Annotated in this window: 13 protein-coding genes; 10 read left to right on the plus strand and 3 right to left on the minus strand. The window is 68.7% G+C overall.

Features of this window, described 5'->3' with window-relative positions:
• Nucleotides 1-31: 31 nt before the first annotated feature.
• Together AS93_RS0103245 and argH are read right to left on the minus strand one after the other, a co-directional pair.
• Nucleotides 32-1153 (minus strand): NnrS family protein, encoded by a 1122-nt coding sequence (locus AS93_RS0103245; RefSeq protein WP_027589258.1) that lies wholly within the window; start codon nucleotides 1151-1153, stop codon nucleotides 32-34.
• Nucleotides 1154-1192: 39 nt separating this feature from the next.
• Nucleotides 1193-2587, minus strand: a complete 1395-nt coding sequence (gene argH, locus AS93_RS0103250) for an argininosuccinate lyase (protein WP_027589259.1) — start codon at nucleotides 2585-2587, stop codon at nucleotides 1193-1195.
• Nucleotides 2588-2784: 197 nt separating this feature from the next.
• Between argH and AS93_RS0103255 the strand changes: the two genes are divergently transcribed.
• From AS93_RS0103255 to AS93_RS0103295, 9 genes are all read left to right on the plus strand, one after another.
• Complete coding sequence (locus AS93_RS0103255; protein ID WP_027589260.1) at nucleotides 2785-3846, plus strand: sensor histidine kinase; 1062 nt, start codon at nucleotides 2785-2787, stop codon at nucleotides 3844-3846.
• Nucleotides 3843-4586, plus strand: a complete 744-nt coding sequence (locus AS93_RS0103260) for a LytTR family DNA-binding domain-containing protein (protein ID WP_027589261.1) — start codon at nucleotides 3843-3845, stop codon at nucleotides 4584-4586. Before AS93_RS0103255 ends, AS93_RS0103260 begins: the two co-directional genes overlap by 4 nt.
• Before the next feature lie 90 nt (nucleotides 4587-4676).
• Nucleotides 4677-5615, plus strand: a complete 939-nt coding sequence (gene hemC, locus AS93_RS0103265; RefSeq protein ID WP_027589262.1) for a hydroxymethylbilane synthase — start codon at nucleotides 4677-4679, stop codon at nucleotides 5613-5615.
• Complete coding sequence (locus AS93_RS0103270) at nucleotides 5612-6382, plus strand: uroporphyrinogen-III synthase (protein WP_027589263.1); 771 nt, start codon at nucleotides 5612-5614, stop codon at nucleotides 6380-6382. The genes hemC and AS93_RS0103270 overlap by 4 nt, the downstream gene beginning before the upstream one ends.
• A 72-nt stretch (nucleotides 6383-6454) precedes the next feature.
• The gene (locus tag AS93_RS18620) at nucleotides 6455-7513 is read left to right on the plus strand and encodes a uroporphyrinogen-III C-methyltransferase (protein ID WP_256214679.1); all 1059 of its coding nucleotides are present in this window, start codon (nucleotides 6455-6457) and stop codon (nucleotides 7511-7513) included.
• Complete coding sequence (locus AS93_RS0103280) at nucleotides 7510-8709, plus strand: heme biosynthesis HemY N-terminal domain-containing protein (protein WP_027589264.1); 1200 nt, start codon at nucleotides 7510-7512, stop codon at nucleotides 8707-8709. Before AS93_RS18620 ends, AS93_RS0103280 begins: the two co-directional genes overlap by 4 nt.
• Nucleotides 8710-8764: 55 nt before the next feature.
• Nucleotides 8765-9256, plus strand: a complete 492-nt coding sequence (locus AS93_RS0103285; RefSeq protein ID WP_027589265.1) for a disulfide bond formation protein B — start codon at nucleotides 8765-8767, stop codon at nucleotides 9254-9256.
• Between the two features lie 195 nt (nucleotides 9257-9451).
• Nucleotides 9452-9934, plus strand: coding sequence for an Rsd/AlgQ family anti-sigma factor (locus AS93_RS0103290; protein ID WP_027589266.1), 483 nt, complete (start codon nucleotides 9452-9454; stop codon nucleotides 9932-9934).
• 108 nt (nucleotides 9935-10042) lie between these two features.
• Nucleotides 10043-10552, plus strand: coding sequence for an AlgP family protein (locus AS93_RS0103295; RefSeq protein WP_027589267.1), 510 nt, complete (start codon nucleotides 10043-10045; stop codon nucleotides 10550-10552).
• 3 nt (nucleotides 10553-10555) lie between these two features.
• Here the strand turns inward: AS93_RS0103295 and AS93_RS0103300 are convergent, their stop codons facing one another.
• Nucleotides 10556-11014 (minus strand): TIGR02444 family protein, encoded by a 459-nt coding sequence (locus AS93_RS0103300; RefSeq protein ID WP_027589268.1) that lies wholly within the window; start codon nucleotides 11012-11014, stop codon nucleotides 10556-10558.
• A 47-nt stretch (nucleotides 11015-11061) separates the two neighbouring features.
• Here AS93_RS0103300 and AS93_RS0103305 point away from each other — a divergent pair.
• The coding region (locus tag AS93_RS0103305) for an ATP-binding cassette domain-containing protein (protein ID WP_027589269.1) at nucleotides 11062-12708 on the plus strand (1647 nt) is incomplete at its 3' end.

The raw sequence follows: 12708 nt of genomic DNA on the forward strand, positions 1-12708 counted from the left end.
CGCGCTTGGTGGATCGGTGAAGCGCGATTCCCTACGGGGCGCCCCGGGTCCGCCAGAGCAGCGCCGCCAGCAGCAGAAACGCCAGCGACCAGCAGGCGGCGGACACGAGCAGCCAGGGGTACGGATCGGCTCCCAGCGGTACGGGCAGGATGCGTGCCAGGGCGGCCAGGCTGAGCAGCCCGGCGGCGGGGTGGATCCAGGGGACGGCGTTGGCATCGCGCAAGCGATAGAGCAGGCGCGTGCGCGCCATGACCGCCAGGGTCAGGGTGCCGAGTGCGCCGACCGTGATGCCGTGCAGGGCGACGGTCAACGGCAGCACGTCGAACAGCAGTGCGGCACCGAACAGCAGCAGACCGAGCGCCAGCCAGGCATAGCCGAGCAGCAGCACGGCGAGGTCGGCGCGGCGCAGATGCCGCCAGGGCTGCCAGCGCAGCAACCGTATGCCTGTCAGCGCGCCGGCGGCCAGCGTTAGAGCGCCACCCACGGACTCAAGCGAGACCAGCAGGGCCAGCAGTGCGATTCCCAGCAGCACCAGCCCGGACCCTTCCAGGTGCGGTTGCACCCGCGCCTGCAGGTTCCAGCCTTGGCTTTGCGCATGGCCGGCCAGCGCCGGGGCGATGATGCGCCCGCCCATGAAGAACAGCAGGGTGGCCAGCACCAGCAGGGCACCCTGGGCCGGGTGCGGGCTGATCGACAGGCGCGGGTCGAGACTGCCCAGCACGCTGGCCAGGCCAAGGGCGATGACCAATGGCGCGACGGACTGGTTGCGCCACTTCTTCGCCGCGCCGACGAAGCGCGGCACTACCTTCCAGGCCAGCCCGGCCGCGAACAGTGCGGCGCCCAGCATCGACAGCCAGCCAGCGGGCCATAACAGCCAGCCCAGCCGCGCCAGGGCCCAGCCGGCCAGCAGTGCCAGCGTCACCCGTTGTGGTTGCGGGCCGAGCAGGTAGCCGGCGACCACCGCCAGGGCGAAGCCAAACAGCATTTCATGGGCGTGGCCGTAGGGCGTGGCCAACCCGGGTGGGGTGGGTAGCAGGCCGAGCAGGCCGAGCACCGACCAGGGCAGGATCAGGGCCGCATACAGCGCGGCGACGGCAAAGAACCAGGCGTTGGCGAACGGCTGGCGGGGCTTGCGGTCGGCGCGATCGGTCATGGTGGAGGCGGACGGCTTGGCGCCGTCCGCCGGGGCCGATCAGCGTGTGGCCAGCAGCTCGCGGCCGCGCTGCACGGCGGCGCGCACCTGCGCGGGCGCGGTGCCGCCGATGTGGTTGCGGGCGTTCACCGAGCCTTCCAGGGTCAGCACGGCGAACACGTCGTCGCCGATCTGGTCGCTGAACTGGCGCAGCTCGTCGAGGCTCATCTCGGCCAGGTCCTTGCCGGTCTGCACGCCGTACTTCACCGCGTGGCCGACGATCTCGTGGCAATCGCGGAACGGCAGGCCCTTGCGCACCAGGTAGTCGGCCAGGTCGGTGGCGGTGGAGAAGCCGCGGCGGGCCGCCTCGCGCATCACCGCCACGCGCGGCTTGATGGCCGGCACCATGTCGGCGAAGGCGCGCAGCGAGTCGCGCAGGGTATCGGCGGCGTCGAACAGCGGTTCCTTGTCTTCCTGGTTGTCCTTGTTGTAGGCCAGCGGCTGGCCCTTCATCAGGGTCAGCAGGCCGGTCAGCGCGCCGAACACCCGGCCGGACTTGCCACGTACCAGCTCGGGCACGTCGGGGTTCTTCTTCTGCGGCATGATCGAGGAGCCGGTGCAGAAGCGATCCGGGAGCTCGATGAAGTTGAACTGGGCGCTGGTCCAGAGCACCAGCTCTTCGGAGAAGCGCGACAGGTGCATCATGGCCAGCGAGGCGGCGGCGCAGAATTCGATGGCGAAATCGCGGTCGGACACGCCGTCCAGCGAGTTGCCGCCGATGGCCTCGAAGCCCAGCAGCTGGCAGGTGATCTCGCGCTGGATCGGGTAGGTGGTGCCAGCCAGCGCCGCCGAGCCCAGCGGCATGCGGTTGACGCGCGTGCGGCAGTCCACCAGACGCTCGTAGTCGCGGCTGAGCATCTCGAACCAGGCCAGCAGGTGGTGGCCGAAGGTCACCGGCTGGGCGGTCTGCAGGTGGGTGAAGCCGGGCATGATCACCTCGGCGTGCTGCTCGGCCTGTTCCAGCAGGCCCTGCTGCAGGCGGGTGATCTCGCCGAGGATGGTGTCGATCTCGTCGCGCAGCCACAGGCGGATGTCGGTGGCCACCTGGTCGTTGCGCGAACGGCCGGTGTGCAGCTTCTTGCCGGTGATACCGATACGGTCGGTCAGGCGTGCCTCGATGTTCATGTGCACGTCTTCCAGGTCGACGCGCCAGTCGAACTGGCCGGCCTCGATCTCGCCCTGGATCTGCTTCAGGCCGTCGATGATCGCATCGCGCTCGCTCGCGGTCAGCACGCCGGCCTGTTCCAGCATGGTGGCGTGGGCGATCGAGCCCATGATGTCGTGGCGGTACAGGCGCTTGTCGAAGTCGACGGAGGCGGTGAAACGGGCGACGAAGGCATCGACGGGCTCGCTGAAGCGGCCGCCCCAGGACTGGTTGGTTTTCTCGACACTCATGGAAGGCTCTCGGCTGTTCGCAACGGTCAGGGGGCCGCGCCGGCGGCCTCCCGCAAAGGATGGCGCATGATAGCAGGGTCTGCCGGCGCGCCGCTGCCGCCGGTGGCTGATGAGCCGGTCACGGAACGCCCGGAGCGTCCCTCGATTCGGTGCGCCAGATCGCTGTGCCAACGCGGCGCCCGGGCAACATGAGCGCCATGCGCCTGTTAACCCCGAAACCTGCCCCGCTCGACGATTTCTTCGTGCCCGCGCTCTGCGAGCCGGAGGCGCTGCTCACCCTCGTGTTGCTGGCCGAGCTGCTGGTGCTGGTGCTGGTACTGGCCGAACCGATGACCGTCGGCTTTGACTGGGTGCGCCTGGCCCTGGTCTCGCTGTTCGTGCAGTGGATCGTGCTGCTCTCGGCCGCCGTGCTGTGTCGGCTGCGCCCCTGGCTGGCACGTTGCCGGCCGCTGATCGCCGGTCTGGGGTGCTGCCTGGTGGTGGTGCTGCTGACCCTGGCCTGCACCGCGGTTGCAGAGCAGTACGAGCTGGGCGGCCCGCCCAGCGGGGAGCCGGCGCTTTACCTGCGTCATGCGCTGATCAGCCTGATCATGAGCACCCTGCTATTGCGCTACTTCTACCTGCAGAGCCAGTGGCGCCTGCAACAGCGCGCCGAGCTGCAGGCACGCATCGAGGCCCTGCAGGCGCGCATTCGTCCGCATTTCCTGTTCAATAGCCTGAACAGCATCGCCAGCCTGGTGGTGAGCGATCCGGCCAGGGCCGAACAGGCGGTGCTGGACCTGGCCGACCTGTTCCGCGCCAGCCTGGCCAGCCCCGGCAGCCTGGTCAACTGGCGAGAGGAGGTGACGTTGACGCGTCGTTACCTGGCCATCGAGCACTACCGGTTCGGCGAACGCCTGCAGGTGGAGTGGTGCGTCGATGGGGTGCCGGATGATCTGCCGATTCCGCCGCTGACCCTGCAGCCATTGGTGGAGAACGCGCTGATCCATGGGGTGGCCCCGCGTATCGAGGGCGGCCTGGTGCGCATCGAGGCGCAATGGCGCGCGGGGCGCTTCGAGCTGCAGGTCAGCAACCCGCTGGCGGAGCGGGAGGTGCCGGCATCGCGCGGCACCCAGCAGGGGTTGGCGAACATCCGTGGCCGACTGACGGCACTTTTTGGTCCTGACGCGAGTCTGAGCGTGGAGCGCCGTAACGGACGGCACTTTACCTGTCTACGCTATCCTTGTTTCAGTCTCACGCAGGAAGCCAGAGCCATATGAACGTCTTGATCGTCGATGACGAACCGCTCGCCCGTGAACGTCTGCAACGCCTGCTCGGAGAAATCGAAGGTTATCGCGCGCTGGATGCCGCGGCCGCCAATGGCGAGGAAGCCCTGGCCCTGATCGACAGCCTCAAGCCCGACGTGGTGCTGCTGGACATTCGCATGCCCGGCCTGGATGGTCTGCAGGTGGCGGCGCGCCTGTGCGAAAAGGAAGCGCCGCCGGCGGTGATCTTCTGCACCGCCCACGATGAATTCGCCCTGGACGCCTTCCAGGTCAGCGCGGTGGGCTATGTGGTCAAACCGGTGCGCCGCGAGGACCTGGCCGAGGCGCTGCACAAGGCGCAGCGCCCCAATCGCATGCAGCTGGCCGCCCTGACCCGGCCGCAAGCCGGCGGAGGTGGACCCCGCACCCATATCAGCGCCCGCACGCGCAAGGGCATCGAGCTGATTCCGCTGGAACAGGTGCTCTACTTCATCGCCGATCACAAGTACGTGACGCTGCGCCACAGCGGCGGCGAGGTGCTGCTGGACGAGCCTCTCAAGGCGCTGGAGGACGAGTTCGGTGAGCGCTTCGTGCGCATCCATCGCAATGCGCTGGTGTCCCGCGAACGCATCGAGCGCCTGCAGCGCACACCGCTGGGGCATTTCCAGCTGTACCTCAAGGGCCTGGATGATCAGGCGCTGACCGTGAGCCGCCGTCATGTCGCCGGCGTGCGCAAACTGATGAGCAACCTGTAGGGCCGGCCGGGCGCTTTCCTTGATCCGCGCCGGTCCAGCCTCCGGCCGCGGCCTGTTATCATGCCGGCAGTTCTCGTTCTGGAATTGCCCATGTCCCGCGAAATCCGCATTGCCACCCGCAAGAGTGCCCTGGCCCTGTGGCAGGCCGAATACGTCAAGGCGCGCCTGGAGCAGGCGCATCCCGGCCTGCAGGTCAGCCTGGTTCCGATGGTCAGTCGCGGCGACAAGCTGCTGGACGCGCCGCTGGCCAAGATCGGCGGCAAGGGCCTGTTCGTCAAGGAACTGGAAACCGCCCTGCTGGAGAACGAGGCGGACATCGCCGTGCACTCCATGAAGGACGTGCCCATGGAGTTTCCGGAGGGCCTGGGCCTGTTCTGCATCTGCGAGCGCGAAGACCCGCGCGACGCCTTCGTTTCCAACACCTTCGACTCCCTGGATGCGCTGCCCGCCGGCAGCATCGTCGGCACTTCCAGCCTGCGCCGCCAGGCCCAGCTGCTGGCCCGCCGCCCGGACCTGAAGATCCAGTTCCTGCGCGGCAACGTGAACACCCGCCTGGCCAAGCTGGACGCCGGCGAGTACGACGCCATCATCCTGGCCGCCGCCGGCCTGATCCGCCTCGGCTTCCAGGAACGCATCCGTTCCTTCATCAGTGCCGAAGACAGCCTGCCGGCCGGTGGCCAGGGCGCGGTGGGCATCGAATGCCGCAGCGCCGACAGTGAGGTGCATGCGCTGCTGGCGCCGCTGCACCACGCCGATACTGCCGACCGGGTCATTGCCGAGCGTGCACTCAACAAGCACCTGAACGGCGGCTGCCAGGTGCCGATCGCCTGCTACGCCATGCTGGAAGGCAACGACCTGTGGCTGCGCGGCCTGGTCGGCCAGCCGGACGGCGGCCGTCTGCTGCGCGCCGAGGCCCGCGCACCGCGCCAGGATGCCGAGGCGCTGGGTGTGCAGGTGGCCGATGCCCTGCTGAAGCAGGGCGCTGCCGCCATCCTGGCCGAAGTCTACGGCGAGGCCGGCCATCCGTGAGCGCCTGGCGCCTGCTGCTGACGCGCCCCGCCGAGGAGTGCGCCGCACTGGCGGCGCAGCTGGCCGAGCAGGGCATTCACGGCAGCTGTCTGCCCCTGCTGGACATCCAGCCGCTGCCGGAAACCCCCGAGCAGCGCAGCCTGCTGCTGGAGCTGGACCGCTACTGTGCGGTGATCGTGGTCAGCAAGCCGGCGGCACGCCTGGGCCTTGAGCGCGTCGATCGCTACTGGCCGCAGCCACCGATCAACCAGCACTGGTTCAGCGTGGGCGCGGCCACCGGCCAGCTGCTGGCCGACTACGGCCTGGACGTCAGCTGGCCTGAGGGGGGTGATGACAGCGAGGCGCTGCTGGAACTGCCAGCGTTCAGCGACGCCCTGAAGGTGCCCAACCCCCGGGTGCTGATCATGCGCGGTGATACTGGCCGGGAATTGCTCGCCGACCATCTGCGCGGCCAAGGTGTGGCGGTGGACTATTTGCCACTCTACCGGCGCCACCTGCCCAACTATGCTTGCGGCGAGCTGTCCCGACGCGTCGCCGCTGAGCGGCTCAATGGCCTGGTGATCAGCAGCGGCCAGGGCTTCGAACACTTGCGCCAGCTGGCCGGCGAGGCCTGGCCGGAACTGGCTCGGCTACCCTTGTTCGTGCCCAGCCCGCGAGTTGCCGAGCTGGCCCGCGCCGCGGGCGCCGAGCAGGTGGTGGATTGCCGTGGCGCCAGTGTCGCGGCGCTGCTTCAGGCATTGCAGGCCCACCGGGCCCCACATGGATAGGACGTACACGTGAGCGAAACCGACGCGCAAAGCCCCGCTCTTCCGGCTCCCTCCGAGCAGAACGAACCCCGCATGGCTGCCGGCCGTGCTGCCCTGCTGCTGGCGATCGCCGCCCTGCTGATCGCCCTGGCGGCTGCCGGAATGGGCGGTTGGAGCTTCTGGCAGGGGCAGCAACTGCAGCGCCAGGCGCAGGCGCAACTGGCCGAGCAGCGCCAGCTGCAACAGGAATGGCAGACGGCCCGTACCGAAAGCGAACAACAGCTGGCGGCGACCGAGAGTGATGTGCGCCAGCGTCTTGAGCAGTTGCCCAGCCAAGAGCAACTGGCCGAACAGCGCCAACTGCTGCAGACCCTGCAGGGCGATCAGCAGCACCTGGCGCAGAGCCTCACCCGCCTGCTCGGCGCCAGCCGTGAGGACTGGCGGCTGGCCGAGGCCGAGCACCTGCTGCGCCTGGCCATCCTGCGCCTGTCCGCCCTGCAGGATGTGCCCAGCGCCATTGCCCTGGTGCAGGTCGCCGATGACATCCTGCGTGCGCAGGACGATCCGCTGGGTTTCGCAGCGCGTGGCGAGATGATCAAGGCCCTGGAGGCCTTGCGTGCCCTGCCGCAGCCGGACCGCAGCGGACTGTTCCTGCAGCTGGCCGCCCTGCGCGAGCAGGGCGAGCGTCTGCTGCACCAGCCGCCGCAGTTCAGTCAGCCCGCCCGGGAAGCGCCGCAGCATGCGTCCGAGGAGCGGGTCTGGGAGTACATCTGGCGCAAACTGTCCCCCTACCTGCGCATCGAGCTGAACGCCGAGCAGGAACTGCGGCCGCTGTTGGCCGGGCAAAGCCTCGCGCAGGTGCGCCTGGCCCTGAGCCTGGCCCTGGAGCAGGCGCAATGGGCCGCGCTGAACGGTCAGCCGCAGGTCTACGGCGCCGCGCTGCAGCAAGCCAGCGACGTGCTCACCGGTTATTTCGATACCGCCAACCCCGCCGCACGCAGCCTGCGTCAGCGCCTCGCCGAGTTGGCCGAGCAGCCGGTGAGCGTCGACACGCCCGACCTGCGACCGGCCCTGCAGAGCCTGCAGGCCTACCTGCGTCAGCGCCAGCAGGCGCGCGGCGAGGAACAGCCCGCGACGGAGGAAGCGCCATGATCCGCGCCGTGCTGCTGCTCGCCGTGCTGGTGGCCGGCGCCAGCCTGCTGGGCCTGGCCATCGCCCAGGGCAGCGGCTACGTGCTGATCGCCTACCGAGGGATGCGCTACGAATCCAGCCTGTGGATGTTCCTGGCCCTGCTGCTGGCGTTGTGGCTGCTGGTCTGGCTGGCGCGCCGAGTGCTGCGTCTGCTGGGTGTTTCGGGCGCGCTGCTCAACCCCTGGTCGCGGCGCCACCGCCAGCGGCGCGGCCACAAGGCCACTGAGCGCGGCCTGCTGGAGCTTGCCGAAGGCCGCTGGCGGCCGGCGCTGCAGCACCTGCGCCTGGCTGCCGAACAGGACCCGCATCCCTTGCCCTATTACCTGGCCGCCGCGCGGGCCGCGCAGCATCTGGGTGACTACGAGGAAAGCGACGCCCTGCTGGAGCAGGCCCTGAACCGCCAGCCCCATGCGGAACTGGTCATCGCCCTGACGCATGCCGAGCTGCAGGAGCAGCGCGGCAACCTGGAAGGGGCCGAGGAAACCCTGACCGCCATGCTCGAGCGCCATCCGCACCAGCCGGAAGCCCTGCGCCGATTGCTTGCTGTGCAGCGCCGCCAGGCCAAGCCGGCCGCGTTGCTCGGCCTGCTCCCGGAGCTGCGCAAACACAAGGTGATCGAGGAAGCCGAGTTGCGCGAACTGGAGCGCGAGGCCTGGGCGGCGCGCCTGCGTGAGGTCGGTCGCGGTGGCGAGGCGCAGGCCCTGCGTGACACCTGGCCGCTGCTCAGCAGCAGCCTGCAGCACGATTCGCACCTGCTGGGCCTGTATGCCGAGCAGCTTGGCCGTACCGGCGCCGAGGCCGAGGCCGAGGCCCTGGTGCGCAAGGCGTTGCGCAGGCAGTACCAGCCGGCCCTGGTGGAACTCTACGGCCGTCTGCGCGGGGCGGACAGCGGCCAGCAGTTGCAGGAAGCCGAACAGTGGCTGAAGGAGCACCCTGACGATCCCGTGCTGCTGCGCGCCCTGGCGCGAATCAGCATTCGCCATCAGCTGTGGGGCAAGGCGCGGGACTATTACGACGCCAGCCTGGCGTTGCAGCGCGATCCGAGGACTTGTGCCGAGCTGGCCCGATTGCTGGCGCGCCTGGGCGAGGGCGAGCGCAGCAACCAGCTGTTTCAGGAGGGGCTGGGAATGCTGGACACCGACGCACGTCATGCTTGAAAAGCCCCGGCGGGTTCCTCTACCGTAGCGACCCTCACAGCCCACCGGTGTCACCATGCTCCACGTCAGTTCCCGCACGCTGTTCCTCGTCGCCTTCCTCGGCACTGTCCTGATCATGCTGGGGGCGCTTTATCTGGAACATGGCGTCGGCCTGGAGCCGTGCCCGCTGTGTATCCTGCAGCGTCTGGCAGTCATCGGTTTCGGTCTGGTCTGCCTGGTCGCCGCCATACACGGGCCGGCGCGCACTGGCCAGCGAGTGTATGCCGCGCTGGCGCTGCTGATGGCAGGCGCGGGAGCCGGGGTGGCCGGGCGGCAGATCTGGCTGCAGCAGGTGCCGGCCGATGAGTTGCCGGCCTGCCTGCCCAGCCTCGACTACATGCTCGAAGCCCTGCCGTTTCAGGAAGTCATCAGCCTGATGCTGCACGGCAGCGCCGATTGCGCCAAGGTCACCTGGACCCTGTTCGGCATCAGCATTCCCGAATGGAGTCTGCTGGCCTTCATTGGCATGATCCTGTTCTCCCTGTATCTGCTGCTGCGTCGCCGTTGATCGGCTATCCCGCGTTCCCTTTCGCGTCAAGCACCCGCCAAGCCACGGCGCACGTGGCCTGGCGGGAAAACGCGCGTATGAATATTTCCCCGCCCGCGCCTTGAAAGGCGATCGTCCTCAAGCCTACAGTGGCCCGCACACGGGCACCGAAGCCGGTGCGCGTCCTGATGCCGCCATGAGTTATACGAGGTCGACATGCTGGAACGATGCCGAAATGCCCAGGAACGCTGGGGTGGGGTTCATGAGCTGATCGATCGCTGGTTGCGCGAACGGCAGGATCTGGTCACCGAGCTCGCTGGTCTCGGCAAGGGTGTCGAGCCCGGAGCGCAGGGCGCCGAGGCGCTCAGGGGGCTGTGCCAGATCATGCTCGATTACGTGTCGGCCTGGCACTTCGGTGTCTACGAGCAGCTGCTCATCGAGGCGCGCGAATTCAACGACCAGCGTGGCCTGGAAGTGGCCAGCCAGATCCAGCCCCGTATCGAAGCAATCACCGCGCAAGTCGTGGCATTCAACGACCGCTGTCCGGCCGGGCGCTGCGCCAGTGATCCGGCGTTGGCCGGCGAGTTGCAGCAGCTCGGTCGGTTGTTCTGCGAACGCTTCGAGCTGGAGGACTGCCTGATCGAGGTGCTGCACAACGCGCATCGCCAGAAGGCGCAGGCAGTCGCTGGCCATCAGTGACCGGGTTTCATTGCTGCCGGTCAACCCGTTCTGCAATGCCGGCGTGAGCGCCTATGCCCGGCTCCGACGGGCGGCTAGTATGGGCGCATTCATCGCCAGGAGAGCGTCATGGCCGCCAAGAAGAACACCGTGCAAACCCCCCTGCACCTGCTGCAGGAACTGTCGCAGAGTCTGCTCGCGCACCTGGAGGAGGCCTGCATCCTGGCCCAGGCCGATGCCGAGAAGCTGTTGCTGAAGCTTGACCGGCAACGCGCCAAGGCTCAGGAAAAGCTCGAAGCGGCCCGCCAGGCGCTGGAGAAGGCCGCTGCTGCGGGCAAGGCCGGAGCGCAGGCCAAGGCGCGTGCGCGCATCGAGAAACTCGAGCTGCTGCTGGACGCGCTGAAGGCCAGCGATCGCGACACCCGCAACTACCTGGTTCAGCTCAAGGCTGACATCCAGGACAGCCTGCGCATGGCCCAGCAGGTCGGCAAGGCCGGTGAGGACGCTGCCCAGGCCCTCGCCGCGCGTCAGGAGGCTCCCAAGGCCAAGGCGCCGCGGGCAGTCAAGCCCGCAGAAAAGGCACCCGTGAAGAAAGCGCCGGCGCGCGCGGCCAAGCCCAAGGCGGCGGCACCTCAGTAAGCGTCAGCGCCCGGCGGCCACCGCCAGACGAGTCAGCTCGGCCGCGCAGGTGGTCGGGCTGGCCAGGCGGGTGAGCCATGTCAGGGGCTCGCCCGACGCCTGGGTGGGCCAGTCTGCGCAGCAGGCTTCCAGGCGGCGCAACAGCTCGCGTTCGGCATCCTGTTCGAGTTCGGCCAGTCGTTGGCGCAGCGCGGCCAGCCCGGCATCCTGACTGGCCGCGACCTTCCAGCGCCGGCGCAGGGCGCGCAGCGGGGCGACCACTTCGTGCTGCCAGTCGGCGGCGACCTCGCGCAACTGCTGACAGCGCGCCGGTGTGCAGATCACGCCGCGCCAGCCCAGCCAGACGGCGCACAGCAACAGGCAGACATCCTCATCGTGCTCGTCCTGCAGACGCAGGCAAGCCGTCTCGACGCCCGGCTGGGCATACAGCTGCACGGCAAAATCCCACAGCGCTTTGCTCATCGGCCCCCCGTTCGCCGACGCAGGAAACTGATAAACTGCGCCGCCTTATGATTCGACTCGAAAAGCTTACCCTACAGCGTGGCCCGCAGCGTCTGCTGAGCGAGGCCGACCTCACCCTGCATCCCGGTCAGAAAGCCGGCCTGGTCGGGGCCAATGGTGCCGGCAAGTCCAGCCTGTTCGCCCTGCTGCGTGGCGAACTGGGCGCCGATGGCGGCGAATGTCATATCCCGGCCAGCTGGCGCATCGCCCATATGTGCCAGGAGATCGACGACCTCGAACGCCTGGCGGTGGACTACGTGCTCGACGGCGACGTCGAGCTGCGCCGCATCCAGCGTGAACTGGCCGCCGCCGAGGCGGCCCACGACGGAACGGCCCAGGCACGCCTGCACACCGAGCTGGACACCGCCGACGGCTACAGCGCCGACGCCCGGGCGCGCAAGCTGCTGGCCGGCCTGGGCTTCGAGCCGGCGCAGATGGAGCGCCGGGTCGGCGACTTCTCCGGTGGCTGGCGCATGCGCCTCAACCTGGCGCAGGCGCTGATGTGCCCGTCCGACCTGCTGCTGCTCGACGAGCCCACCAACCACCTGGACCTCGATGCGATCCTCTGGCTGGAAGGCTGGCTGAAGAGCTACCCGGGCACCCTGCTGCTGATTTCCCACGACCGCGATTTTCTGGATGCGGTGGTGGAACAGATCATCCACGTCGAACAGCAGAAGCTCACCCAGTACCGGGGCGGCTATTCCGCCTTCGAGCGCGCCCGTGCCGAGCGTCTGGCCCAGCAGCAGCAGGCCTACGACAAGCAGCAGGCGCAGCGCGCGCACATGGAAGACTTCATTCGCCGCTTCAAGGCCAAGGCATCCAAGGCCCGCCAGGCGCAGAGTCGTCTCAAGGCGCTGGAGCGTCTGGAGGAACTGGCCCCGGCGCATGTGGATTCGCCGTTCGATTTCAGCTTCCGCGAGGCATTGAAGGTATCCAGCCCGCTGCTGGACCTGGCCGAGGGACGCCTTGGCTACGGCGAGCGCGCGGTGCTCGACAAGGTCAAGCTGCAGCTGGTGCCGGGCGCGCGCATCGGTCTGCTCGGCCCCAACGGCGCGGGCAAGTCGACGCTGATCAAGACCCTGGCCGGCGAACTGCAGCCGCTGGGCGGCCGCCTGCAGCGTGGCGAGAACCTGGCGGTGGGCTACTTCGCCCAGCACCAGCTGGATGCCCTGGACTCCAAGGCCAGCCCGCTGCTGCACCTGCAGCGCATCGCCCGCGACGAACGCGAGCAGACGCTGCGCGATTTCCTCGGCGGTTTCGACTTCCGCGGCGAGCGCTGTGACGAGCCGGTGGTCAACTTCTCTGGAGGCGAAAAGGCCCGCCTGGCCCTGGCGCTGATTGCCTGGCAGCGCCCCAACCTGCTGCTGCTCGACGAACCCACCAACCACCTGGACCTGGAAATGCGCCTGGCGCTGACCATGGCCCTGCAGGAATTCGAAGGCGCCGTGCTGGTGGTCTCCCACGACCGCCATCTGCTCAAGAGCACCACCGACCAGTTCCTGCTGGTGGCCGAGGGCCGTGTCCGGGAGTTCGACGGCGATCTCGACGACTACGCCCGCTGGCTGGTGGATTTCCGCGCCCGCCAGCAGCCGGCCAGCGCCGAGCCGGTCGGCGAGCGTACCGACAAGCGCGCCCAGCGCTGGCCATCAGTGACC

The organism is Pseudomonas sp. RL (assembly GCF_000647775.1).
Classification (GTDB): Bacteria; Pseudomonadota; Gammaproteobacteria; order Pseudomonadales; family Pseudomonadaceae; genus Serpens; species Serpens flexibilis.